Annotated in this window: 23 protein-coding genes and 2 tRNA genes; 11 read left to right on the forward strand and 14 right to left on the reverse strand. The window is 65.7% G+C overall.

Going from position 1 to position 24,930, the window contains the following annotated elements; all coding sequences use genetic code 11:
* The first annotated feature begins 38 nt into the window (after nt 1-38).
* Together pknB and G154_RS09120 are read left to right on the forward strand one after the other, a co-directional pair.
* Nucleotides 39-1,913, forward strand: a complete 1,875-nt coding sequence (gene pknB, locus G154_RS09115) for a Stk1 family PASTA domain-containing Ser/Thr kinase (RefSeq protein ID WP_019512792.1) — start codon at nt 39-41, stop codon at nt 1,911-1,913.
* Between the two features lie 25 nt (nt 1,914-1,938).
* Nucleotides 1,939-3,258 carry a carboxylesterase family protein gene (locus G154_RS09120; protein WP_023985092.1) on the forward strand — a complete coding sequence of 440 codons (1,320 nt, stop codon included), beginning with the start codon at nt 1,939-1,941 and terminating at the stop codon, nt 3,256-3,258.
* Between the two features lie 34 nt (nt 3,259-3,292).
* On the opposite strand, the gene G154_RS09125 is transcribed toward G154_RS09120, so the two are convergent.
* Together G154_RS09125 and G154_RS09130 are read right to left on the reverse strand one after the other, a co-directional pair.
* Entirely contained in the window at nt 3,293-3,952 is a 660-nt protein-coding gene (locus tag G154_RS09125; protein WP_019512794.1) for an aminodeoxychorismate/anthranilate synthase component II, read from the reverse strand.
* Nucleotides 3,953-3,983: 31 nt separating this feature from the next.
* A complete protein-coding gene (locus G154_RS09130; protein WP_019512795.1) occupies nt 3,984-4,766 on the reverse strand; it encodes a DUF881 domain-containing protein in 783 nt (260 codons plus the stop codon).
* A gap of 18 nt (nt 4,767-4,784) precedes the next feature.
* Here G154_RS09130 and crgA point away from each other — a divergent pair, with 18 nt between their 5' ends.
* Both crgA and G154_RS09140 read left to right on the forward strand, forming a co-directional pair.
* Nucleotides 4,785-5,066 (forward strand): cell division protein CrgA, encoded by a 282-nt coding sequence (gene crgA, locus G154_RS09135; RefSeq protein WP_019512796.1) that lies wholly within the window; start codon nt 4,785-4,787, stop codon nt 5,064-5,066.
* Between the two features lie 156 nt (nt 5,067-5,222).
* Nucleotides 5,223-5,636: a PH domain-containing protein gene (locus G154_RS09140; RefSeq protein ID WP_023985094.1), complete on the forward strand. Its 414-nt coding sequence runs from the start codon at nt 5,223-5,225 to the stop codon at nt 5,634-5,636.
* Nucleotides 5,637-5,753: 117 nt separating this feature from the next.
* On the opposite strand, the gene G154_RS09145 is transcribed toward G154_RS09140, so the two are convergent.
* A complete protein-coding gene (locus G154_RS09145) occupies nt 5,754-6,290 on the reverse strand; it encodes a peptidylprolyl isomerase (protein ID WP_174241837.1) in 537 nt (178 codons plus the stop codon).
* A gap of 88 nt (nt 6,291-6,378) precedes the next feature.
* On the opposite strand from G154_RS09145, the gene cwsA reads away from it, so the two are divergent.
* On the forward strand, nt 6,379-6,699 hold the full coding sequence (gene cwsA / locus G154_RS09150) for a cell wall synthesis protein CwsA (protein WP_019512799.1): 321 nt from the start codon (nt 6,379-6,381) through the stop codon (nt 6,697-6,699).
* Nucleotides 6,700-6,759: 60 nt separating this feature from the next.
* Nucleotides 6,760-9,090 (forward strand): arylsulfatase, encoded by a 2,331-nt coding sequence (locus G154_RS09155; RefSeq protein ID WP_019512800.1) that lies wholly within the window; start codon nt 6,760-6,762, stop codon nt 9,088-9,090.
* Here G154_RS09155 and G154_RS26370 read toward each other — a convergent pair.
* The 11 genes from G154_RS26370 to dnaA form a co-directional block, all read right to left on the reverse strand.
* A complete protein-coding gene (locus G154_RS26370; protein WP_019512801.1) occupies nt 9,087-9,521 on the reverse strand; it encodes a hypothetical protein in 435 nt (144 codons plus the stop codon). The two genes, G154_RS09155 and G154_RS26370, sit on opposite strands and share 4 nt — an antisense overlap.
* Nucleotides 9,522-9,597: 76 nt before the next feature.
* Nucleotides 9,598-9,670: transfer RNA gene (locus tag G154_RS09165), tRNA-Ala, on the reverse strand.
* Nucleotides 9,671-9,799: 129 nt separating this feature from the next.
* Nucleotides 9,800-9,873 (reverse strand) — tRNA-Ile (locus tag G154_RS09170).
* 102 nt (nt 9,874-9,975) lie between these two features.
* Nucleotides 9,976-10,899, reverse strand: coding sequence for a DUF3566 domain-containing protein (locus G154_RS09175; protein WP_023985095.1), 924 nt, complete (start codon nt 10,897-10,899; stop codon nt 9,976-9,978).
* 41 nt (nt 10,900-10,940) lie between these two features.
* A complete protein-coding gene (gyrA, locus tag G154_RS09180; protein WP_019511950.1) occupies nt 10,941-13,493 on the reverse strand; it encodes a DNA gyrase subunit A in 2,553 nt (850 codons plus the stop codon).
* A gap of 28 nt (nt 13,494-13,521) precedes the next feature.
* A complete protein-coding gene (gene gyrB / locus G154_RS09185; RefSeq protein WP_019511951.1) occupies nt 13,522-15,549 on the reverse strand; it encodes a DNA topoisomerase (ATP-hydrolyzing) subunit B in 2,028 nt (675 codons plus the stop codon).
* A 283-nt stretch (nt 15,550-15,832) separates the two neighbouring features.
* On the reverse strand, nt 15,833-16,393 hold the full coding sequence (locus tag G154_RS09190) for a DUF721 family protein (protein WP_019511952.1): 561 nt from the start codon (nt 16,391-16,393) through the stop codon (nt 15,833-15,835).
* The gene (gene recF, locus G154_RS09195) at nt 16,390-17,550 is read right to left on the reverse strand and encodes a DNA replication/repair protein RecF (protein ID WP_023985096.1); all 1,161 of its coding nucleotides are present in this window, start codon (nt 17,548-17,550) and stop codon (nt 16,390-16,392) included. The genes G154_RS09190 and recF overlap by 4 nt, the downstream gene beginning before the upstream one ends.
* A 2-nt stretch (nt 17,551-17,552) precedes the next feature.
* Nucleotides 17,553-18,476: a phosphogluconate dehydrogenase (NAD(+)-dependent, decarboxylating) gene (gnd, locus tag G154_RS09200; RefSeq protein WP_267885089.1), complete on the reverse strand. Its 924-nt coding sequence runs from the start codon at nt 18,474-18,476 to the stop codon at nt 17,553-17,555.
* Nucleotides 18,469-19,668, reverse strand: a complete 1,200-nt coding sequence (gene dnaN, locus G154_RS09205; protein ID WP_019511955.1) for a DNA polymerase III subunit beta — start codon at nt 19,666-19,668, stop codon at nt 18,469-18,471. Before dnaN ends, gnd begins: the two co-directional genes overlap by 8 nt.
* A gap of 576 nt (nt 19,669-20,244) precedes the next feature.
* Nucleotides 20,245-21,732, reverse strand: coding sequence for a chromosomal replication initiator protein DnaA (gene dnaA / locus G154_RS09210; RefSeq protein ID WP_023985097.1), 1,488 nt, complete (start codon nt 21,730-21,732; stop codon nt 20,245-20,247).
* Nucleotides 21,733-22,326: 594 nt separating this feature from the next.
* On the opposite strand from dnaA, the gene rpmH reads away from it, so the two are divergent.
* The 5 genes from rpmH (at nt 22,327) to G154_RS09225 (ending at nt 24,890) form a co-directional block, all read left to right on the forward strand.
* Nucleotides 22,327-22,470, forward strand: a complete 144-nt coding sequence (gene rpmH / locus G154_RS25915; protein WP_073695092.1) for a 50S ribosomal protein L34 — start codon at nt 22,327-22,329, stop codon at nt 22,468-22,470.
* A gap of 21 nt (nt 22,471-22,491) precedes the next feature.
* On the forward strand, nt 22,492-22,869 hold the full coding sequence (gene rnpA / locus G154_RS09215; protein WP_019511957.1) for a ribonuclease P protein component: 378 nt from the start codon (nt 22,492-22,494) through the stop codon (nt 22,867-22,869).
* A 50-nt stretch (nt 22,870-22,919) separates the two neighbouring features.
* A complete protein-coding gene (gene yidD / locus G154_RS25920; protein ID WP_234713155.1) occupies nt 22,920-23,150 on the forward strand; it encodes a membrane protein insertion efficiency factor YidD in 231 nt (76 codons plus the stop codon).
* Nucleotides 23,140-24,264 carry a membrane protein insertase YidC gene (yidC, locus tag G154_RS09220; RefSeq protein ID WP_023985098.1) on the forward strand — a complete coding sequence of 375 codons (1,125 nt, stop codon included), beginning with the start codon at nt 23,140-23,142 and terminating at the stop codon, nt 24,262-24,264. The genes yidD and yidC overlap by 11 nt, the downstream gene beginning before the upstream one ends.
* A gap of 74 nt (nt 24,265-24,338) precedes the next feature.
* The gene (locus tag G154_RS09225) at nt 24,339-24,890 is read left to right on the forward strand and encodes a R3H domain-containing nucleic acid-binding protein (protein ID WP_019511959.1); all 552 of its coding nucleotides are present in this window, start codon (nt 24,339-24,341) and stop codon (nt 24,888-24,890) included.
* Nucleotides 24,891-24,930 lie beyond the last annotated feature (40 nt).

The following is a 24,930-nucleotide window of genomic DNA, read 5'->3' on the forward strand; positions in this document are numbered from 1 at the left end:
ATCGGGGTTCCGCCGGCGTCACCACCTGGTGAGACCCCGTGACCACGCCCCGGCACCTCTCGGACCGCTACGAGCTCGGTGAGATCCTCGGGTTCGGCGGCATGTCCGAGGTCCACATCGCCCGCGACACCCGGTTGCACCGGGACGTGGCGGTGAAGGTGTTGCGCGCCGACCTGGCCCGCGACCCGAGTTTCTATCTGCGCTTCCGCCGCGAAGCGCAAAATGCCGCCGCGCTGAACCACCCGGCGATCGTGGCGGTGTACGACACCGGCGAGGCCGAGACCCCCAACGGTCCCCTGCCCTACATCGTCATGGAGTACGTCGACGGAGTGACGCTGCGCGATATCGTGCATACCGAGGGCCCCATCGAGCCCAAGCGCGCCATCGAGATCATCGCCGACGCGTGCCAGGCGCTGAACTTCAGCCACCAGCACGGCATCATCCACCGCGACGTCAAGCCTGCCAACATCATGATCTCCAAGTCCGGCGCCGTGAAGGTGATGGACTTCGGTATCGCCCGCGCGCTCGCCGACGCCAACAACGTCACCCAGACCGCCGCGGTCATCGGCACCGCCCAGTACCTGTCTCCCGAACAGGCCCGCGGTGAGAAGGTCGACGCCCGCTCCGATGTCTACTCACTCGGCTGCGTGCTCTACGAAATCCTCACCGGCGAGCCACCTTTCGTCGGGGATTCACCGGTCGCGGTGGCCTACCAGCATGTCCGCGAGGATCCGGCCGCACCGTCGACGCGGCACGCCGGGGTCACCCCGGAACTCGACGCCGTGGTGCTCAAGGCGTTGTCGAAAAACCCCGAGAACCGGTACCAGAGTGCGGCCGAGATGCGCACCGACCTGATCCGCGTGCACAGCGGCGAGGCCCCCGAGGCCCCGAAGATCTTCACCGACGCCGAGCGCACCAACCTGTTGAGCAATGTCGCGGCCCCGCACGCGCGGGCGCTGCCCACCGAGCACATCCCGACCGCGGGGGGTTATCCCAATCGGTCCAACAACAATTCGGTGGGACGCTGGCTGATCGTCGTCGCGGTCCTGGCGGTGCTGACCGTGGTGGTCACCATCGCCATCAACGCGTTCGGCAGCAGCCCGCGCGATGTACAGGTCCCCGATGTCACGGGCCAGGCCTCCGCGGATGCCATTGCCGCCCTTCAGAATCGCGGTTTCAAGACGCGTACCCAGCAACGCCCGGATTCCACGGTGCGCGTCGAGCATGTCATCACCACAGAGCCGTCGCCGGGCACCGAGGTCAGCGCGGGCGAGGACATCACCATCGTGGTGTCGACCGGACCCGAGCAGCGCGCCGTACCCGAGGTGAAGGGCATGACGCTGGCCCAGGCCACCACCGAGCTGCTGGATGCGGGCTTCGGCCGGGTGCAGCCCTCCGAATCGGAGTCCACCCCCGAGCTCAAGGGCAAGGTGCTCGGCACCAATCCGCCCGCGAACTCGACCTCGGCGATCACCAACGTCATCACCGTCATCGTCGGGTCCGGTCCGGGCAGCGTCGCGGTGCCCGATTGCGTCGGCCAGAGCGTCGAGGTGTGCCAGCAGATCCTCACCGCATCCGGTTTCACCAACGTCCTTCCGGTCGAGGTGGACAACACCGCACCGGCCGGGCAGGTCGTCGGTACCAACCCCGCCGCCGGGCAGCCCGCCGCCAAGGACTCGGTCATCCAGATGCGGGTGTCGCGCGGCAACCAGTTCGTGATGCCGAATCTGACCGGTCAGTTCTGGGTGGACGCCGAACCGAACCTGCGGGCACTGGGCTGGCGCGGCGTGCTGATCAAGGGCGCCAACGTCGACAACAGCGGTCAGCGCACCAACGCCGTGGTCAACCAGAATCCGGCGCCGGGTGCCGGGGTGGGCTACGGGGATTCGATCACGCTGAGCTTCGCGTCCTAGGCCTGGTTTCCGCGGACCCGCATTGATGCCGTCTCTTCTGGTGCAGGCGCCGTGCGGACCGTTGCGGGCCCAGATCGACCGGGGACTGGTGCATGCCCGCGGCATTCGGTACGCGACGGCGCGCCGCTTCTCTGCACCGCAGGAAATCGCGGACCACACCGAGCCGGTGGATGTGAGCGGGCGTGGGCCGGCCTGTCCACAGATCCCGTCCCGATTGGGATTCCTGACCGGACTGGCGGCCGAGAACCTCGACCACAGCGAAGACTGTCTGGTTCTGAGCGTCACCGCACCGGTGAACGCCCACGACGCGCCGGTCATGGTGTGGTTTCACGGCGGCGCGTATCTGAGCGGCGGCGGGGAGGCCGCCAAGTACGATGCTGACGCTCTGGTCGCCGAAGGTGATGTCGTTGTCGTCACCGTCACCTATCGGCTGGGCGTGTTCGGATATCTGGCTCCCGATCAGGCGGCGGACGGCAACGCCGGGTTGCGCGACCAGATCGCTGCGCTGCGCTGGGTGCAGCGCAATGTTCGCGCCTTCGGTGGCAATCCCGCCAACGTCACGGTGTTCGGACAGTCCGCGGGCGGAGACTCGGTGCTGTGTCTGCTGGTTGCCGACGATGTCGAAGGGCTGCTGCACCGCGCAATCATCCAGAGTGCGCCGTTGGGGCTGCGTCTGGGCCGCCGCCCGTGGTCAGGGATAGCGCAGCCGGTCCGCGCCGCATTCGGCGACGCCTTGGGCCAGGCCGACCCGCGAACGGTCGACAGTGCCACCCTGCTGCGTGCTCAGAGCCAGGCCGCGGCCGCCGCCGGACGCGGCTTGGTCGCGGGATTACCGTTCGCACCGCAACCCGGTGTGGCTCCACTGCCGCCGGCGGGGGAGTGGCATCGTCGTCTCGCCGACGCGGCGGCGCGAGTGGACCTCATGGTGACCTACACCCGCCACGACGGCGCCGCCTTCCTGGCGATGCGACCGCACCTGAGCAGGCTCTACAAGATGGGGGCGATCGGGCGCCGCGTCCTGATGGCGATATCGGCCGGGCCCACCACTCGGGTCTTCGGCCGGTCGGCCATCCGGCCGCTGACGACAGCGTGGCGGGCACATCCGGAGCGGATCGTGGTACATCGAATCGACTTCTCACCACCGGACGCCCCGCTGGGCGCCTGCCACTGCATCGAGCTGCCACTTCTTTTCGGAACACCCGCCGATTGGGCGGACGCTCCCATGCTCGGCGCGTCCGTCGGCATCCCCGACACCCAGGAGCGGGCTCGTCGGACGCGACGAGTATGGGCCGAGTTCGCCCATCACGGCCTCAGCCGTCGAGCGCGCCTCGCTCCGCTGCTGTGATGAAAGCTATTGATTCACAGTCACTTATCCGTGATCAGGCGCGGGCGGTCGCTGCGCGCACGGCGTCGGCGACCTCGTTCTCCAGCGTGCGCACCAAACCCTCGTCCGGGGCGGCCCCGCAGTAGCCGAGCCAGTTGGCCAGCATCCGGTGGCCACCCTCGGTGAGGATCGATTCGGGGTGGAACTGCACACCGTGGATCGGTAGCTCCCGGTGGCGCACCGCCATGATGACGCCGCTGTCGGTCTCGCCGGTGGACTCCAACTCGGCGGGCAGTGTCTCGGGCAGGATGGTCAGCGAGTGATAGCGGGTCGCGGTGAACGGATCCGGAAGTCCCTGCAGCACACCGGCATCGCGGTGGTGCACTGTGCTGGTCTTACCGTGCAGCAGCTCGGGAGCGCGGTCCACGGTGCCGCCGAAGGCCACCCCGATGGCCTGGTGGCCGAGGCACACGCCCAGCAGCGGAGTCCGGGTCTGCGCGCTGGCGTGGACCAGCGGGATCGAGGCGCCGGCACGCTCGGGGGTTCCGGGGCCGGGGGAGAGCAGGATGCCGTCGAAATGCCGGGCCACCTCGCCCGGATCGGCCAGCCGCTCGTCGTCGTTGCGCCAGACCTGTGCCGTCACGCCGAGCTGACCCAGGTACTGGACCAGGTTGAACACGAAGCTGTCGTAATTGTCGACGACCAGAACCTGCATGACGATCAGGCTACTGCGCCGGGCCGCGCCGTCAGTAGCCGAGCGGACCAGCCGGTTTGGCGTACCGCATCCGCACCGGCGCCGTGTAGCCCGCCAACTCGACGTCGTCACGGACCTCCTCGGAGTAGCCGAGCTGGAACCGCAGGACGTATTGCTTGTACAGGGTCACCAGGGGAGCGGCCGACAACGCCGCCTGCATGGCCGCCGGATCCCCGACCGCAGTGACGACATACGGCGGACTGTAGGTCCGGTCGTTGAGCAGCAGGGTGTTGCCCACGCACAGCGGTGCCGAGGTGGCGATGATGCGCTGATCTTGCATCTGGACACCCTCCGCGCCGGCGCTCCACAGGGCGTTCAGCACCGCCTGGATGTCCTGCTGGTGGACCACCAGGTCATCCGGTGAGGCGTCGATGGGATAGCGGCCGTCGGCATCGCGCTGGGCGTCGTCGAGGGTGATGACCAGCCCGGGTCCGCGCAGGGGGTCCAGGCCGACCTGTTCGGCCAGCACATCGGAGCGGTGGGTGATGGCGGCCAGGGCGGCCTCGGCGCCGGGGGAGCCGCCGTGGTGGCTTTCCATGCCGGCCACCAGGGCGTCACGCTGTGCGGTCAGGCGGTCGACACCGGCGCTGGTCTCGCGGACCAGGTCGACCAGCCTGGGCGCGTCGCTGCGCCGGATCTCTGCGCCGTCGGCCACACCGTGGGTGGCGGACAGCAGCAGACCGGCGAACAAGCACACAATCGGCACCCCGAAGCGCCACAGCGACCGTTTGGGGGTCGGCGCTGCGTTAGGCTCGGAGTCCACTGCCTCGACCATCGTCTCCAAAGGTTAACCATGCCCAAGTCCAAAGTCCGTAAGAAGAACGACTTCACCATCAACCCGGTGAGTCGGACACCGGTCAAGGTCAAAGCCGGACCGTCGAGTGTGTGGTTCGTCGTCCTTTTCGTCGGTTTGATGCTCTTCGGGCTGTTCTGGTTGCTCGTCTTCCAGTTGGGTGCCACCGGTTTGAACGCGCCGACGTGGCTGGGGTGGATGGCCGATCTGGGTCCGTGGAACTACGCGATCGCGTTTGCCTTCATGATCTCCGGGCTTTTGCTGACGATGCGGTGGCGCTGACGGCAAAACCGTCCGGAATGAGCCGATTTGTGCGCCGCCGTGGTTATCCCGCCCGCAACCTGCTCGTAACCCAATCACACCGTTGTGATTCATCCCCATTGGGGATAGCGTCTGTGGATAACTTCAAAACCCCCGGTAAGAGGGGGTCCTAAGCAAATGCAGCAAACTTCTTGGGCGCCGAAGAGCGCCGCCGTCATCTGGACCGGAGTAGCCGGTCTTGCGATGGCAATTGCGGCTGTGACCGTGGTCACAGAGTTGCCGGGACGTGTTCTCGGCATCGTTGCCGCAGCCGGTTTGGTGTCGTTTGCAACAGTTTCGTGGCGTGCACGTCCAAAACTGGCAATCACCGAGGCCGGCCTCCAGGTACGCGGCTGGGTGAGCACCAGGGTCATCACGCGCGATGAGATCACCCAAATCCGCATCACCGAGTTCCGTCGACTGGCCCGCAAACAGCGGCTGTTGGAGATCGACACCACCGACGACCGGCTCTACATCTTCACCCGATGGGATCTGGGAACCAATCCCGTCGAGGTGCTCGAGGCGCTGCGTTCCGCCGGTTACGTGCGCTGACCTTCCGGTCCTTCCCGGCGAGCGGGCGTGTCTGCCCCCCCCCGACACACCGGTCCACACCCAAACAAAACGCACGCTCACCGGACATCGGTAAGCGTGCGCTTCGGGAACTCAGGGTCAGGAAATGGTGATGCTCTCGATCACGACGGGCTCGGTGGGCCGGTCACTGCGATCGGTCGCGGTCGTGGCGATCGCGTCGACGACCTTCTGCGACTCCGGATCGACGACCTCACCGAAGATGGTGTGCCGGCGGTTCAGGTGCGGGGTCTTGCCGACGGTGATGAAGAACTGCGAGCCGTTGGTACCCGGTCCGGCGTTGGCCATGGCCAGCAGGTAGGGCTTGTCGAACTGCAGTTCCGGGTGGAACTCGTCGGCGAACTGGTAACCGGGGCCGCCACGACCGGTGCCGGTCGGGTCGCCGCCCTGGATCATGAAGCCGTCGATGACGCGATGGAAGACCGCGCCGTCGTAGAACGGTCCCGACGATCCGCCGGTGGCGTTCTCGGTGCTGTAGTCCTTGGTGCCCTGCGCCAGACCGGTGAAGTTGGCGACGGTCTTGGGGGCGTGGTTGCCGAACAGGGCGATCTTGATGTCACCACGGTTGGTGTGCAGCGTCGCGGTCGCTGTCTGAATGGGGCTCGTCACGGATTTCAGTCTGCCACTCGGTCCCGTACCGCTGTCCACGGCCCCGCAGTTAGTGGCACGCTGTGGGGGACTTCCGGACAGCCCAGAGAGGTGGCCCATGAGCACCAGCACCGACACACCGTTGACCCCGGCGCAACGCCTCGGCCGTGGTTTGAGGTACACCGTGGTGGGTCCTGTCGACATCACCCGCGGCACGGTCGGGCTCGGCGCGTCCTCGGCCGCCTCCGGCGTTTCCTGGCTCAACGCCCGGCTTCGTCCTGCACAGCCCGCACCGCCCAAACGCCGGCCGCTGCTGTACGTGGTGATCGGCGCCGGTGTTCTCGCCGTCGGTGCGGTGACGTTCTCGATCGTGCGCCGGTCGATGCGTCCGGAACCGTCGACGCTGCCGCCCAGCGTGGAGATCACCCCCAAACCCTGAGCCGCTCCGGAAAAGTCGGTGTATCACTTATCGGATACACCGTGCGCCGAGAGGACCAGCATGAGCACCGACATCGTGGCCCCGAAGATCCCCGATGGCGGGTCTCTGCCGTTCTCCCCGGTGCCGTCGGCCAGCGTGGCCGGCCGCACGCTCGGCGAATCCAGCTACGCGGCTCGCCCGGTGGCGCGCCGACTGCCTGCCGACACCCCGAACATCGTCATCGTGCTGATCGACGACGCCGGACCAGGATTGCCCACCGCCTTCGGTGGAGAGGTGAACACCGCAACGCTCGACCGGATGTGCGCAGAAGGTGTGTCCTACAACCGGTTTCACACCACCGCGATGTGTTCGCCGACGCGCGCCTCACTGCTGACCGGGCGCAACCACCACGAGATCGGCAACGGCCAGATCGCCGAGCTGGCCAACGACTGGGACGGCTACTCGGGCAAGATCCCTCGCTCGGCGGCGACGGTGGCCGAGGTACTCAAGCAGTACGGGTATGCCACCTCCGCGTTCGGCAAGTGGCACAACACTCCGGCCGAGGAGACCACCGCCGTCGGGCCATTCGAAAATTGGCCCACCGGTTTGGGTTTCGAATACTTCTATGGCTTCCTGGCCGGTGAGGCCTCCCAGTATGAACCGCACCTGGTGCGCAACACCACCGTCGTCGCACCGACCAAGACCGCCGAAGAGGGCTACCACCTGTCCGAGGATCTGGCCGATGACGCCATCGGCTGGCTACGGCGGCACAGGGCCTTCAATGCCGACAAGCCGTTCTTCATGTATTGGGCCAGCGGGTGCCTGCACGGTCCGCACCACATCATGAAGGAGTGGGCCGACAAGTATGCGGGCAAGTTCGACGATGGGTGGGATGACTACCGCGAGCGGGTGTTCGAGCGCGCCAAGGCCAAGGGCTGGATCCCGCAGGACTGCACGCTCACCGAGCGCGACGAGACACTGTCGGCGTGGGATGACATTCCCGAGGACGAGAAGCCCTTCCAGCGCCGCCTGATGGAGGTCGCGGCGGGATACGCCGAGCATGTCGATGTCCAGGTCGGCCGGATCAGCGATGAGCTGGACGCCCTCGGCTACGGCGAGAACACGCTGTTTCTCTACATCTGGGGCGATAACGGGTCATCGGGGGAGGGCCAGAACGGGACCATCGCCGAACTCCTTGCCCAGAACGGCATTCCGACGACGGTGCGTCAACATATCGACGCTCTGGACACCCTCGGTGGCCTCGATGTGCTGGGATCACCGTTGGTGGACAACCAGTATCACGCCGGGTGGGCGTGGGCGGGCAGCACACCGTACAAGGGGATGAAGTTGTTGGCCTCCCACCTCGGGGGCACGCGCAATCCGCTGGTCGCGCGGTGGCCCGCGCGCGTCGCGGCCGATCCCACGCCGCGCGATGTGTTCCTGCACTGCAATGACATCGTTCCCACGATCTACGAGCTGGTGGGTATCGAGCCGCCACGCACCGTCGCCGGGGAGCCCCAGATGCCGCTGGCCGGAGCGAGTTTCGCCCGGACGCTGGTCGACCGCAGTGCCGAGGGCGGGAAGCGAACCCAGTACTTCGAGATCATGGGCAGCCGCGCGATCTACGACGACGGCTGGTTGGCGTGTGCCAGGGGTCCGCGGCTGCCGTGGGTGCCCGGCACGCCGCCCGGGATCGCGACCTGGACCCCCGACCAGGACCGCTGGGAGCTCTACAACCTCGATGACGACTGGTCCCAAGCCCACGATCTGGCCGACGCCGAGCCGCAGAAGCTGGCTCAGCTACGCGAACTGTTCGCCATCGAGGCCGCACGCAACGCGGTGCTGCCGATCGGCGGCGGGTTGTGGGTTCCGGTGTACCACCCGGAGCTGCGGATCACCCCGCCGTATCGGGAGTGGACGTTTGCCGGGGACATGGTCCGGATGCCCGAGTTCTGTGCCCCCGCGCTGGGCAACAAGAACAACGTCGTGACCATTGATGTCGAGGTGCCGGCCGGCGGTAACGGAGTGCTGTACGCGCTGGGTGCCGCGGCGGGCGGGTTGACCTGCTATCTGGACGCCGGCCATCTCTGCTACGAGTACAACCTGTTCATCCTGATGCGGACCAAGGTGCGCTCGGCGCAGCCGATCTCAGCCGGCAGGCACACCATCGTCGTCACGACGAGCTACGCCGAGGAGCGTCCTGGCGGCCCACTGGACGTCACGTTGTCGGCCGACGGTGACGTGGTGGCCTCGGGCCGGGTTCCGGTGTCTGCGCCGCTGCTGTTCACCGCCAACGACTGCCTCGACATCGGGACCTGCCTGGGTTCACCGGTATCGCTGGATTACCGTGAGCGTGCCCCGTTCCCGTTCGAGGGGCACATCAGCCAGGTACACGTGGCCTACTCGACCTAGTAGTAGGCGAAGGTGCATGTCGGCCGCGGTTCGGTGACGAACGAGACCAGGTTGCCATCCATGATGATGGCGCAGATGAGTTCGGTGTCACCGCCGTCGGCGCGCACCGAGGACTGCACCTTGTCATAGACCGGGTACTGCTTTTCCCACGGCAGGGTCACATTCGTCTCGGTCTGCTCGGGCTCGCCGTTGATCTGATAGGTGATCGTCACCGGGGCCGTGCCGCCGCGCACCTGCATGGTCGCGGTGCCGATGGGCGCGCCCTCGGGCGTGGGGGAGGGGCGGGTCGTCATCGTCTCGACGGTGGAGGTCGGCTGCGCGGACGTGCTCGACTCGGGAGCCGAGGCTGCCGTGGGGCGGCCCTCGGTGGAACCACAGCCCACCACGGCGGCCGCGACGAGCAATGCCCCAACCACGCCGGTGAGTCTCATGAGATGAGCCTAAGGCCGCGGGATGGGTGGACGACTCACCAAAAGCGGAGCCAGAACGCTCGGAGCAAGTGAATTGTGGAGCCTAGGAGATTCGAACTCCTGACATCTGCCTTGCAAAGGCAGCGCTCTACCAACTGAGCTAAGGCCCCTTACGGGGTTATGCGGGCCGATCCTCGATGGTGTGCCAGACCTCGACACCGTGGCGGGACCGGTAGACGATCACCGCGACGGCTGTGACAACTGCCACCAACACCAACTTCATGGTGCATACCCTTCCGTGGGCCTAGGAGGACTCGAACCTCCGACCTCTTCGTTATCAGCGAAGCGCTCTAACCGCCTGAGCTATAGGCCCGTACAACCACCCGAAACGCACTGGCTGGCCGAGCGACGAGATTACCGTAAGCACTGCCCATCGCCCAAACCGCGAGGATCTGATGCCCCCGCGGGCGTGCAATCAGTCCCTGTCGGCCAGGGTGACCTCGACGCCGCCGACCAGATCGGTGATCAGGTTGTAGATGAATGCACCGGCGGTCGCCATGGCCGTCAGCAGCACGATGTTGACCAGACCGATCAGCGTCGCACCGCCGAAAATCGTTCCGCTGGAGATCAGTTCACCGCCGCCACCGCTGTCGCTGGTGAGCAGGTCGCCGACATTGCTGTTCAGCTTGGTCCAGACGCCCATCCCGCCGAGCACCAGGTACAGGAACGCCACGGCGATCATCCAGACGAAGAACATCACACCGGAGAGCACCAGCGAGACCTTCAGCGTGCTCCACGGGTCGATACGGCGAATCTGCATGCTCGCGCGCACCGGACCCTGATGCTTGCGCGCGCCGACCTGAACTCGGCCCGCCGGGGCGGCCGGACGGGGGTCACCGGAGGCCGGCGCCGGCGGGCGACCCTGACGGGCCGGTTGCCCGGACAGATCGGGCAATTCGCTGGCGTACTTCTCGGGACGCTGTGCCTCGGTGCGCTGGCCCTCCGGACGGCTTTCCGGACGTTCCGGTGCCCTGGTCGCCACGACCTCGGTGTCCCGTGTGTCGCGGTTCTCCCGGGGTGGGTTCACCGCGGTGCCGGACAGGAACTGTCCGACCCGGGCGTCCGTACCGGGGGGGCGTGTCGGCGGTCGCTGCGGCTCACCGGTGCGGTTGGACTCGGCGGGCCGGGCCTGCTCCGCGGGCCGTACCGGTTCGGTGGGGCGAGCGGGCTCGCCGGGTCGCTGCGGGTTGGCGGCCCGGGCTGCCGGACCGCGCTGCCACGGCGGGACCTCGTTGGAGTCGGCGGCCTGTGACCGTCGGGCAGCGGTGGCGCCCTCGGGTTGTGACGCACCCGGGGTCCCGGACGCTGCCGGGTGTCCGGGCTCGTTCGGTGAGGTCACCTAGTGGCTCCTTGTCTCACGCCCGTGGCGGGCTGGCGGCGTCACGTTGCGTCGGTCTGGTCACCGTCGGAGGCCGACTCGACCGTCTCATCGGCGTCCACTTCGGACTCCGACTCCTCGCCCGCTTCGGCGTTCCGCGCAATCGCAATCAGTGTGTCGCCCTCACCGAGGTTCATCAAGCGGACCCCCTTGGTCTGCCGGCCCGCCTTGCGCACCTGTTGTGCGGCCGTCCGGATGACACCTCCGCCCGAGGTGATGGCGTACAGCTCTGTCTCGTCGTCGACGATCAGCGCTCCCACCAGACTGCCACGCTTGGGGTCGTACTGGATCGTGAGGATGCCCTTGCCGCCGCGGCCCTGCGCGGTGTATTCGTCGATCGCCGTGCGCTTGGCATATCCGCCCGCGGTGGCCACCAACAGGTACTTGTCGGTCTCGACCACGTTGAGCGACAGCAGCCGGTCGTCCTCCTTGAACCGCATGCCCTGCACACCCGAGGTCGCCCGGCCCATGGGTCGCAGCGCCTCGTCGGTCGCCGAGAAGCGGATGGACTGGCCCTTCGCGCTGACCAGCAGCAGGTCGTCCTCGGCCGAGCAGAGCACGGCACCGACCAGTTCGTCACCGTCGCGCAGGTTCACCGCGACGATGCCACCGGAGCGGTTGGAGTCGAAGTCGCTCAGCTTGGACTTCTTGACCAGCCCGTTGCGGGTGGCCAGCACCAGGTACGGCGCGTCCTCGTAGGTCTGCAGCTGGATGACCTGGGCGATGCGCTCCTCGGGCTGGAAGGCCAGCAGGTTGGCCACATGCTGACCGCGTGCGGTGCGCGAGGCCTCCGGCAGCTCGTAGGCCTTGGCCCGGTAGACCCGACCCTGGGTGGTGAAGAACAGGATCCAGTCGTGGGTCGAGCAGACGAAGAAGTGGTTGACGATGTCGTCCTGCTTGAGCCCGGCGCCCTGCACACCCTTACCGCCGCGCTTCTGGCTGCGGTACAGATCGGTCTTGGTGCGCTTGGCGTAGCCGGTCTCGGTGATGGTGACCACCACGTCCTCGCGGGCGATCAGGTCCTCGTCGCTGACCTCGCCGTCGGCGGGCACGATGCGTGAGCGCCGGTCGTCGCCGTACTTGTCGGCGATCTCCTTGAGCTCGTCGCGGACGATGGCCCGCTGCCGTTCCGGCTTGGCCAGGATGTCCTCGAGGTCGGCGATCTCGGCCTCGATCTTGGCCAGATCGTCGACGATGCGTTGCCGCTCGAGCGCGGCCAGGCGGCGCAGCTGCATGTCGAGGATGGCCTGGGCCTGGATCTCGTCGACATCGAGCAGCTCGATGAGGCCCTGGCGGGCGATATCGGCGTTGGCCGAGGCCCGGATCAACGCGATGACCTCGTCGAGGGCATCGAGGGCCTTGACCAGACCGCGCAGGATGTGGGCCCGCTCGTTGGCCTTGCGCAACCGGTAGCGGGTGCGCCGGTTGATGACGTCGAGTTGGTGTTCGACGTAGTAGCGGATCATCTGGTCCAGGCGCAGGGTGCGCGGCACCCCGTCGACGATGGACAGCATGTTCGCACCGAAGCTGGTCTGCAGCTGGGTGTGCTTGTAGAGGTTGTTCAGCACGACCTTGGCGACGGCATCGCGCTTGAGCTCCACCACGATTCGCAGGCCGACGCGATCGCTGGACTGGTCCTCGATATTGGAGATACCGGTCAGCTTGGCGTCACGCACCTGCTCGGCGATCGAGGTGATGAAGTTGTCGTGGTTGACCTGATACGGCAACTCGGTGATGACGATCGAGGTGCGCCCGCGCGAATCCTCTTCGATCTCAACGACACCGCGCATCCGGATCGATCCGCGGCCGGTGGTGTAGGTGTCGTTGATCCCTTGGGACCCGACGATCAGGCCGGAGGTCGGGAAGTCCGGACCCTTGACCCGTTCACAGCACGCGGCCAGCGTCGCCTCTTCGTCGGCCTCGTGATTCTCCAGGCACCAGTAGACGGCCTCGGCGAGCTCGCGCAGGTTGTGCGGCGGGATGTTGGTGGCCATACCGACGGCGATACCGCCCGAACCGTTGGCCAGCAGGTTGGGGAACCGGCTTGGCAACACGGTCGGCTCTTGCACGCGACCGTCGTAGTTCGGGATGAAATCGACTGTCTCCTCGTCGATTTCACGCAGCATCTCCATGGCCAGCGGGGTCAGCCGCGCCTCGGTGTAACGCATGGCGGCCGGCGGATCGTTACCGGGCGAGCCGAAGTTGCCCTGGCCATCGACCAGTGGGTAACGCAGCGACCACGGCTGGGCCATCCGGACCAGGGTGTCGTAGATCGACGAGTCACCGTGCGGGTGATAGTTACCCATCGTCTCGGCCACCGAACGCGCCGACTTCGCGTGCCCGCGGTCGGGCCGGAAGCCAGAGTCGAACATGGCGTAGAGCACGCGGCGGTGCACGGGCTTGAGGCCGTCACGGACCTCGGGCAGCGCGCGGCCCACGATGACGCTCATCGCATAGTCGATATAGCTGCGCTGCATCTCCTGCTGGATATCGACAGGTTCGATGCGGTCGGTGGTTGCGCCGTCGTCGCCAGGCGGCAGGGTGGTGTCAGTCATCTAGGAGTCCTAAACCTGGTATTCCTGGTTAAACGTCAAGGAAGCGAACGTCTTTGGCATTACGGGTGATGAAGCTGCGGCGTGCCTCCACGTCCTCACCCATCAGAATGGAGAACAGCTCATCGGCAGCGGCGGCGTCATCGAGGGTCACCTGCCGCAACACCCGCACGCTGGGATCCATGGTGGTCTCCCACAGTTCCTTGGCGTCCATCTCACCCAGACCCTTGTACCGCTGGATGCCGTCTTCGGGGTTGATGCGCTTACCGGCCGCGCGACCGGCCTCGAGCAGACCATCGCGCTCACGATCGGAGTAGGCGAACTCCGGCTCGCTGCGCTGCCACTTCAGCTTGTACAGCGGCGGCTGCGCCAGGAAGATATGACCATTCTCGACAAGCGGTTTCATGAATCGGAACAACAGGGTCAGCAGCAGCGTCGAGATGTGCTGGCCGTCGACATCGGCGTCGGCCATCAGCACGATCTTGTGATAGCGCAGCTTGGCCAGGTCGAACTCGTCGTGGATGCCGGTGCCCAGCGCGGTGATGATGGCCTGGACTTCGGTGTTCTTCAACACCCGGTCGATGCGCGCCTTCTCGACGTTGATGATCTTGCCGCGCAGCGGCAGGATCGCCTGGAACATCGAATCGCGACCGCTCTTGGCCGAGCCACCGGCCGAGTCACCCTCCACCACATACAGTTCGGACTTGCTGGGATCGGTGGAGCGGCAGTCGGCGAGCTTGCCGGGCAGTCCGCCGATATCGGTCGCGCTCTTGCGCCGGACCAGTTCACGCGCCTTGCGGGCGGCGATACGCGCCTGTGCCGACGAGACCGCCTTGTTCACAACGGTTTTGGCCTCGGCCGGGTTGGCGTCGAACCAGTGCTGCAGCTCTTCGTTGCAGATCTTCTGGACGAAGGATTTCACCTCGGTGTTGCCGAGCTTGGTCTTGGTCTGACCTTCGAACTGCGGCTGGGAGACCTTCACCGAGATGACCGCGGCCAGACCCTCACGGATATCGTCGCCGGTGAGGTTCGGGTCCTTCTCCTTGAGCAGCTTCTTGTCCTTGGCGTACTTGTTGACCACCGTGGTCAGCGCCGCCCGGAAACCCTCTTCGTGGGTGCCGCCTTCGTGGGTGTTGATGGTGTTGGCGAAGGTGTGCACCGATTCGGAGTAACCGGCGTTCCACTGCATCGCGATCTCGACCTCGTGCCCGGGGCCCTTGCCCTCGAAGTCGATGACGCTGGGTTGGATCGCGGTCTTGGTGCGGTTGATGTGCTTGACGAAATCGACCAGGCCGCCGGGGTAGTGGAACACCCGGTGCTTAACCTTCTGCGGTGCGGAGTGCTCCGCGGCCTTCTCTTCGGCGGATTTCGGCGCTTCGGCGTGGTCGCTGACCACCTCGTCGACGACCTCTTCGGGGGCGACGCGCTCGTCGGTGAGTTCGATGGTCAGGCCCTTGTTGAGGAAGGCCATTTCCTGGAGCCGCCGCGCGATGGTCTCGAAGTCATAGGTGGTGGTCTCGAAGATGTCCGGGTCGGCCCAGAATCGGATCGTCGTACCGGTCTTCTTGGAGGGCCCGCCCTGGCGCAGAGTGCCCGGCACCGAGCGGTCATAGGTCTGGTGCCATTCGAAGCCATCCTTGTGGATATCGGCCTCGAGCCTGGTCGACAGCGCGTTCACCACGGACACGCCGACGCCGTGCAGACCGCCGGATACCTGGTATGCGCCTTCTTCGAACTTGCCGCCGGCGTGCAGCACGGTCATCACGACGTCGACGGTGGGGATGCCCGTGGAGTGCATCGCGACGGGGATACCGCGACCGTCATCGGTGACCTGAACGCCGCCGTCCTCGAGGATGCGGACGTCGACCTTGGTCGCGAATCCCGCCATCGCCTCATCGACGGCGTTGTCGACGACCTCCCAGATCAAGTGGTGCAGACCGCGCTCGCCGGTGGAGCCGATATACATACCCGGCCGCTTGCGGACTGCTTCCAGGCCTTCGAGTACCTTGATCGAGTCGGCGCCGTATTCGGCCGGGGCATTCTTGTCTTGGGCAGCCACGTTGGACGCGTCTCCTTGGGGTTGCGCGCAGGTGGTTCTGTCACCGCCTGCAAAAGCTCCCCACAGTCTACCGCGACGTAACGTCAGGACTGACTCTGCGGCGGTGTTTCCAGCCAGCTATCTGCGCCGTGCGCGGAATTTCCGGCCCATCGGAAAGTCAGGACGCTCCAGACCCTTGATTTCTGGCGTCTCGACGTTCTCAGTCGACGGTGTCGAGCGTGCGTGAACTCGGCGGGAAGCCCGCGCGCCGCGCCGCAGACACGCACGCTCGCCGGGTAGGGAACTAGCCGTAGGTGTCGCGGGGGCCGCGGCCGGGCACGTTGAGCTTGCCTTTTCGCCAGGACGGCGCCGTCGGGCCCTGGATCTTCAGCGATGTCACGATCCCGTCGCCGACCGCCGCGGCGATCTTGGCCAACAACTGCGCCTGCACCATGCGCAGCTGCGTCGCCCAGGCCGTCGACTCGGCAGACACCGTCAGCACACCGTCGCGTAGACCGGTCGGGATCGCGTGGTCGGCGATCTGATCGCCGACCACCGTCGTCCACTGGCCGAGCACCGCGCCCTCGGCGACCTGCCTGGTCCAGCCCCTCGAGCGGGCCAGATCACGAGTGGCAGCACTGAAGGTCTGGGGGTCGCGGGCATCGGGGCCCGGTCCCGACCAGCGGCGCCGGCCCGTCCCGGCGGGTTTTCGGGCGGCCGGCGCGGTACGCCCGCGGCCGACATCCTTGCCCTGACTGCGTGCGGCGCCGCGGGCCTCCTCGAGCGCCCGGCGCACCATATCCATGCCTGGCAGGCCCTCGAGGTGCTCCTGCGGTCCGTCCGACCGATCGTCTTGGTCGTTCACGTGATCACCTCCGACACCCTGCCTCCGTCGGCATCTCGCATCGTCACTTCAACCCGGCGGACATCCCAATCTGCCGGTAGATCCTCCGGAACTGCAGCGGTGACCAACACCTGCTCGGCCGAGCCGGCCACCTTGGCCAGGGCCTGCCTGCGCGCACTGTCCAGTTCGGCGAAGACGTCGTCGAGCAACAGCACCGGGTCGGTGCCCTCGGATCGCAACAACTCGTATGACGCCAGCCGCAAACCCAATGCCATGGACCAGGATTCACCGTGGCTGGCAAATCCCTTGGCCGGCTGATCTCCGAGTCGCAGCTCGAGGTCGTCGCGGTGCGGTCCTACCAGGCAGACACCACGTTCAAGTTCCGCGCTGCGCTTACGCCCGCATTCCTCGAGCAGCGCGGCCTCGTAGACCATCGGGTCGACCGTGCCGTTTCCCGCCTCGGTCTCCACGACCTGCACGCTACTGCGGTAGCCGATTGCCGCCGGTCGCGAGGCGGGTGCCAGCAACTGATAGGCCTTCTCCACTTCGGGTCCGAGCTTGTTGACCAGATCGACGCGAGCCGAGATCAGCTGCGCGCCATGCGAAGCCAGGTGACCATCCCAGATCTCGAGGGTGTCCAGGACGCCGGTGTCGCCGCGGTGGCGAGCAGGGCCTGCGGTTTTGAGCAGGGCGGTGCGTTGACGCAACACCTTGTCGTAATCGGCACGCACCCCCGCGATCCGCGGCCGCAGCGACGTCGCCACCTCGTCGAGAAAGCGACGCCGCTCCGATGGGTCTCCCCGGACCAATGCCAGATCTTCCGGTGCGAACAACACCGCGCGCAACACCCCGAGGATCTCCCTGGGGCTGCGCACCGGCGATCTGTTCAGCCGAGCCTTGTTGGCACGGCCGGTGGTCACCTCAAGATCGACAGCCAGCTCGCGACCATCATTGACCACGACCGTCGACACCACAGCACGATCGGCGCCCGCACGAATCAGCGGCGCATCGGTCGATACGCGATGTGAGCCCAGGGTCGCCGAATACCACAGGGCTTCAAGGAGATTGGTCTTACCGAAGCCGTTGGGTGCGACGAACACCGTGTGGCCGGGCTGCAGGTCGATCTCGGCCCGTGGCCACGACCTGAAGTCCGTCAATCCCAGATGACGTACGTACAAAGCTATCCGGATTCCGAGATGCGCTTGACCGCATGTCCACCGAACTGGTTGCGCAGTGCGGCAACCGCTTTCATGGTGGGGGAGTCGTCCTGGCGGGACAGGAACCGAGCGAACAGCGACGCGGCGATACTGGGTACCGGCACCCGGAGACGAATCGCCTCTTCCACCGTCCAGCGTCCCTCACCCGAGTCATCGGTGTAGCCGCTGATATTGGCCAGCTCGGGATCTTCCTTGAGCGCCTTGGCCAGAAGTTGCTGCAGCCATGACCGGACGACGGTGCCGTTGGTCCAGGCCTGGTACACCGCTTGGGGATCACGCACCAAACCCTCGGCGGCCAGCATTTCGTAACCCTCGGCGTAGGCCGTCATCAACGCGTACTCGACGCCGTTGTGCACCATCTTGGTGAAATGGCCTGCTCCGACGGGGCCGGCATGGACGAATCCGTCGGCGATATCGCCGGCCGGGCGCAGGGTGTCGAAGATCGGCATGGCCCGCGCGATGTCCTCGTCACTGCCACCGACCATCAACCCGTAGCCTTCGGTCAAGCCCCAGATGCCACCCGAGACACCCGCATCGATGAAGGAAATTCCCTTCTGGCCCAACAGGTCTGCGTGCGGTCGATCCTCGGTGTACCGGGAGTTTCCGCCGTCGATCACCAGGTCACCGGGGGAGAGCACATCGGCGAGCTCGGCGATCGTCTGCCGGGTAACCTCACCGGAGGGGACCATCACCCACACGGTGCGCGGCGCAGCCAACGACTCGGCCAATGCGGCCAATGTCGGGACATCGGTGACCTCGGGGCGCGGATCGAACCCGATGACCTCGTGGCCTCCGGCACGCAGGCGCTCCCGCATGTTGAAACCCATCTTGCCAAGACCGATCAAGCCCAGCTGCATCGCACGTACCTCCTTGGGCCGGTCAGCCAGGGAGCCGCACCGGCATCAACAAATAGACGTAGTCGGTCTGTGCCGCCGGGAACGGCCCGGTGGCGTCGACATCGTTTCCAGTGTCCCCCGCCGGACGCAAAACCGCGGGACGGCTCGGTGTCGTGAAGCCGAACGTCACCCGCTCCGAATGCAACGATCCCAGACCATCGGTCAGGTAAGTCGGGTTGAAAGCGATGGTCAGCGGCTCACCGGCGAACTCGACCTGCAGATCTTCTTCGGCACGGCCGACATCGTCGGCACCGGCGGACAGTCGCAACCCATCGACGCTGAATTCCATCCGGACCTGGGCACCGCGGTCGGCGACCAGGGCCACACGCTTGATCGCTTCGGTCAGTTCGGCCACCCCGACGGTCGCGATGGCGGTGTGCTCGGAGGGCAGCAGCTGACGGAACTTCGGGAACTCGGCGTCCAGGAGTCGCGTCGTGGTGCGCTTACCGTTGCTGCGGATACCGAGCAGCCCCTCCTTACCGACCGCCGCGCCGGCACCCAGCGCAAGATGCACCTCGGTGCCGTCGGTGCCGGTCTTGGCGGCTTCGGACAGCGTCTTCGCCGGCACCAGCACCGCAGCTTCGACCCCGGCCGAATCCGTCGACCAGGTCAGCTCGCGGACGGCCAGCCGGAACCGGTCGGTGGCCGCCAAAACGACCTTGTCGCCGGAAATCTCGACGCGGATACCGGTCAGCATCGGCAGCGTGTCGTCACGGCCGGCGGCGACCGCGACCTGGCTGATCGCCTGGCCGAACAGGTCGGCCGAGACCACACCGGTCTCGTCGGGCAGCGCGGGCAGCGACGGGTAGTCCTCGACGGCCATGGTGGGCAGCGAGAACCGCGCGCTCCCGCAGGTCAGCGCGACTCGAGTGCCCTCGACGGTGACGTCGACGGGTTTGGCCGGCAATGACCGGGTGATGTCGGAAAGCAGCCGTCCGGAAACCAAAACGCTTCCCGGAGAAGCGATTTCGGCGGCGACGCGCACCTCTGCGGAGGTCTCGTAGTCATAACCGGAGATGGTCAGGCCGTCATCGGAGCCGGTCAGCAGGACTCCGGCCAGTACCGGCACGGTCGGCCGGCTGGGCAGACTGCGGGCAACCCATGCCACGGCGTCGGCGAAATCCTCGCGTACCAGACGGAACTTCAAATCGGTGAGACCAACATTCGTCGTCACCACGTCCATAACGTCCCTTCGATCTACCGCGTCAAACGAGCATCAACCAGCGGATTCCCCGTGTACCCACCGAGCGTAGTCGCGATCTGACCCGCGACCGCAGGAGGGCGTATCGAATCACCACCGTAGAGCGTCGGCGGCGAACTTGAAAGCGATTCGCTCGGCCCCGACGCGACGGTGCCGAACCGCACGGAGGTGGGTGTTGATGCTCTGTCCCCACCGGCCTGTTTTCAGAAGATGAATCTCTAGAGATAAAAGCAACAGTATTAGGGGCTGTGCATTCTGTGGATGAACCCTGACAGTCGCTGGTCACCGGCCTCGAGGGCATGTGGGCAGATTGTGGAGCACCGGGCGGGTCGGCAGTGGACGAATGTGGAGAACATCTCGGGTGTGTAGTGGACGGCGGGTTGCCACGAGGTTTCTCCCAAGTTGTCCACAGCTGCGTACACATCGCTCGGTTGTGATTCGGCGGGCAGATGTGACAAAAGTTTTTCAGATCTCGGCGACCCATTACGGCGTTTCGTGCGCGTGTCGGGGTACGACAAAGATCGCCGGTGACCCGGCAAAGGGTGTGCAAGGGCGGAATCAGCGCTTGGAGCGCTGCCGGATCCGGGTGGTGAGTTCCTTGACGTGATCGAAGATTTCGCGTCGTTCGGCCATGCCGTCACGAATCTTGCGCTCGGCATACATCACAGTGGTGTGGTCACGACCGAATGCTTCGCCGATGCGCGGCAGGGAGAGGTCGGTGAGTTCACGGCACAGATACATGGCGATCTGGCGGGCCTGTGCCAAGGCACGGGTCTTACCCGGCCCGCGCAGCTCCTCGACCGATGTCTCGAAGTACTCGGCCGTGGCCGCCATGATCGTCGCGGTGCTGATCTGCATGGTGCCGGCATCGGCGATCAGATCACGCAGGACGATCTCGGCCAGCGATTTATCGATCGTGGTCTTGCTCAGCGAGGCGAATGCCGTCACCCGGATCAGGGCGCCCTCGAGCTCGCGGATATTGCGCTCGATGCGGCTGGCGATGAGCTCCAGGACGTCATCGGGGACATCGAGGCGGTCCATTTGCGCCTTCTTGCGCAGGATCGCGATCCGGGTCTCCAGCTCGGGGGGCTGGACGTCGGTGATCAAACCCCATTCGAAACGTGTTCGGAGGCGGTCCTCGAGCGTCGCGAGCTGCTTGGGCGATCGATCCGAGGAGATCACGATCTGCTTGTTCGCGTTGTGCAGCGTGTTGAAGGTATGGAAGAACTCTTCCTGGATGCCGTCTTTACCCTCGATGAACTGGATGTCGTCGACCAGCAGGATGTCGACATCGCGATAGCTGCGCTTGAACGATGCCTTGCGGTCGTCGCGCAGCGAGTTGATGAAGTCGTTGGTGAATTCCTCGGTGGAGACGTACTTCACCCGCATGCCGGGGAAGAGACGTTGGGCATAGTTGCCCGCGGCGTGCAGCAGATGTGTCTTGCCCAACCCGGATTCACCCCAGATGAACAGCGGGTTGTAGGCACGTGCCGGTGCTTCGGAAATGGCGAGCGTCGCAGCGTGGGCGAACCGGTTGGACGAGCCGATCACGAACGTCTCGAAGGTGTAGCGGCGATTCAGCGTGACAGAGTTCGCGGCCTCCGGCGCCGGAGTCTGCGATCGGTTGAAGAACGTCGGCCAGCTGGCCTCGGCGCTTTCGATGGCGGCCAGATCGTCGTCGACCTCTTCGGTGTCCGCGGAATCCTGCGGAGGCTCGGTGTCGGTGTCGTCATCGGGCGGGGGAGTGGCGATGCGGACACCGAGTTCGACTCGCTGTCCGAGCTGCCGACTGAGCGCCTCGATGATCGGCTCGCGAAGTCCGCGTTCGATCTCGTTCTGCACGAACGCCGTCGGCACCGAGAGCAGCGCGAAACCCTCGGTGATGACCAGCGGTCGGACCAGCTTCAGCCAGGCACGTTGCTGGGCGGTGAGGGTGGATTCGCGGGGCCCGCCGTTGACGGTCTCACCGAAGGGGGTCTCGCCGTTGAGCTCGGCGACGACGTTGTTCCACACCGTGACAAAGGAGGAGTCTGGGTCCGCGGTCAACGACGCCTACCCCCTTTTTTCGGCTTCCTCGGGACTTCCCGGGGGCGACAGTAACAAACCATCCACATAGTTATCCACAGCCTGTGGAAAGCGCGCATGAGCTGCTGTCGCATTAAGTTGCGGCGCGGATGCCTGGTGTCGGAGCTCGGCACATCCCGTTCGATCGGTCTGTGGGCTCGCGGCCGGTGGTCGTCCCCGCTCTATGTCCGGCGCCGCCTCAGGTACGAAACGGCCTTGGCAGAAGCTAACAGTTTTCTCTCGGAGTGCCAACCGTTCGGCAACATTGCCGGCGTGATCTGTTGCGGCCCTGGATCGTCAGGGGCAGATGTGACTTCTGGGTTCGATGATGCGCAGTTCGGGGGCGGTGGTGGTGGGTCCGACCAGGTTTGACCCAGACAATTCTCGTCAGTACCCTCGAACAGTCGCCCACACGTGGCGATACGGCCGGGCTCATGCCCTCGAAGCAATTCGGGGCAGTGCCTTGGCTAAGTACGCAAGATCGATGAGCTTACCAACGGTGCTCGCATCTTCGGCTGTCATGACATGCATGGTGGTCGAGGGTGTCGGCACCAGACCGAACGAGGAGAGACAGCCGTGGCCAAGGGCAAGCGGACTTTTCAGCCGAACAACCGCCGCCGGGCCCGTGTGCACGGATTCCGGTTGCGGATGCGGACGCGCGCGGGTCGCGCGATCGTCTCGGCACGCCGCGGCAAGGGTCGTCGCTCTCTCACTGCGTGATTCGACGCAGGGTCTGCGGCGGTGCTTCCGGCCCAGTACCGAATGACACGGTCCACGGATTTCAGTGTCACGGTGCGGCAAGGTGTCCGGGCGGCGCAGCCTGATCTGGTTGTGCACGCCTGGCGCGACGCGGTCGGCGACGAGAATGTCGTCGGCCCGAAGATAGGTCTGGTCGTGTCCAAATCGGTGGGGACAGCGGTGCAACGGCACCGTGTCGCGCGCCGATTGCGGCACGCCGCCTATCGCATTCTCTGCGACGGTCAGTCCGCCCTCGACGCTGCCGACCGCGTGGTCATCCGGGCGCTACCGGGTAGCCGCGACGCGCTTTCGGCGCGACTCGAGACCGAGCTGCGCTCGGCGTTGACACGCACCCATATGTTGCAGCAGGCCCGATCGTGACGGGACTGCCGGCCAGGTGCGTAATTTTCGTGATTCAGCTGTACCGAACGATGATTTCGCCGCTGCGGCTGCCATCGTGCCGGTTCACTCCCACCTGTAGCGAGTACGCGGTGGATGCCTTGACCGAGTGGGGTCTGATCCGCGGAAGCTGGCTTGCTCTTGTCCGGCTTGCAAAGTGTGGTCCATGGCATCGCGGAGGATGGGACCCGATACCCGAGCGCGGCGAGAAGGCCGGCGATAAGACTTCGGGAGAAGTCGTCAGGAGCGATTCTGTTGTTTAACTGGTTCAGCCTCGACATCATCTATTACCCGGTGTCGGCGATCATGTGGGTCTGGTACAAAGCATTCGCTTTCCTGCTGGGGCCGTCGAACTTCTTCGCATGGGCGCTGTCGGTGATGTTCCTGGTCTTCACCTTGCGAGCGATCTTGTACAAGCCGTTCGTCAAGCAGATCCGCACCACGCGGCAGATGCAGGAATTGCAGCCCCAGATCAAGGCTCTGCAGAAGAAGTACGGCAAGGATCGGCAGCGCATGGCGCTGGAGATGCAGAAGCTACAGAAGGAACACGGATTCAATCCGATCCTGGGCTGTCTGCCCATGCTGGCTCAGGTTCCGGTGTTCATCGGACTGTTCCACGTGCTTCGTTCGTTCAACCGGACCCAGGGTGGCTTCGGTCAGATCCAGCTGTCGGTGGAGCAGAACCGGGCGACCGGCAACTATGTGTTCAGCCCGACCGACGTAGCGCACTTCCTCGATGCCAATCTGTTCGGCGCTCCGCTGGGCGCGACCATGATCCAGAAGACCGGTCTGGACGCGTTCACCGAATTCAGCCGGGTGGCTGTCATCGGTGTGGGTGTGCCCATCATGATCCTCGCCGGTATCGCCACCTACTTCAACAGCCGCGCATCCATTGCACGACAGAGCCCGGAGGCGGCAGCCAATCCGCAGACCGCGCTGATGAACAAGCTGGCGCTGTATGTGTTCCCACTTGGCGTCGTCGTCGGCGGTCCATTCCTGCCCCTGGCGGTGATCCTGTACTGGTTCGCCAACAACATCTGGACCTTCGGTCAGCAGCATGTCGTGTTCGGCAAGATCGAGAAGGAAGAGGAAGCCAAGAAGGCCCTCGAGCTCGAACGCCGAGCTGCCAACGCCCCCGCACCCGGCGCGAAGCCGAGTAAGGGTCGTAAGCAACCGAAAGACGCCGCCGGCGGCGAGGACTCCGCGGCGGCCAAGGCGCCGGGCGACGCGGACGCCGACAACGAGACCGGTTCCGGTGCTGCCGACTCCAAGAGCCCCAAGAACGCCAAGAATCAGAACGTTGCGAAGAATCCCGCGCCCCGGGCGGCGGGGAACACCCCGCGGCCGGGCAGCCGACCGAATAAGCGCAAGCGCTAGAAGCCAAGCCGAGAGAGCCGATGAACCCGGAAACAGACTCCGGTGGCGGCCACGGCGAAGTAAGGAGAACCGATATGACTGACGCAGAAACGGCCGATCGCACCGACGAGGTGTCCGACGAGTCCGTGACCGAGAACGCTCCCGCGCCCGCCGAGGACGATCTGGAAGATCGGCTCGTCGCCGAGGGTGAGATTGCCGGCGATTATCTGGAAGAGCTCTTGGATCTGTTGGACTTCGACGGTGATATCGATCTGGACGTCGAGGGCGACCGTGCCGTCGTGAGCATCGACGGTGGCAGTGATCTGAACAAGTTGGTGGGACGTAAGGGAGAGGTCCTCGACGCCCTCCAGGAGCTGACCCGGCTCGCCGTGCACCAGAAGACCGGTGAGCGAAGCCGGTTGATGCTGGACATCGCACGGTGGCGTCGTCGTCGTCGTGACGAGCTGGCCGCGCTGGGAGACAAGATCGCCCGTCGGGTGGTGGAGTCGGGTCAGCGCGAAGAGCTGTCGCCGATGACGCCCTTCGAGCGCAAGATCGTTCACGACGCGGTGGCGGCCGTCGAGGGCGTGCGCAGCGAGAGCGAGGGCGCCGAGCCGTCGCGCCGCGTGGTCGTGCTCCCGGCCTAGGCCGAGTTACACGGATGTAGTTCTAACGAGAAGTTCAGGG

It is taken from the genome of Mycobacterium sp. VKM Ac-1816D (assembly GCF_000416385.1).
In the GTDB taxonomy this organism is placed as follows: domain Bacteria; phylum Actinomycetota; class Actinomycetes; order Mycobacteriales; family Mycobacteriaceae; genus Mycobacterium; species Mycobacterium neoaurum_A.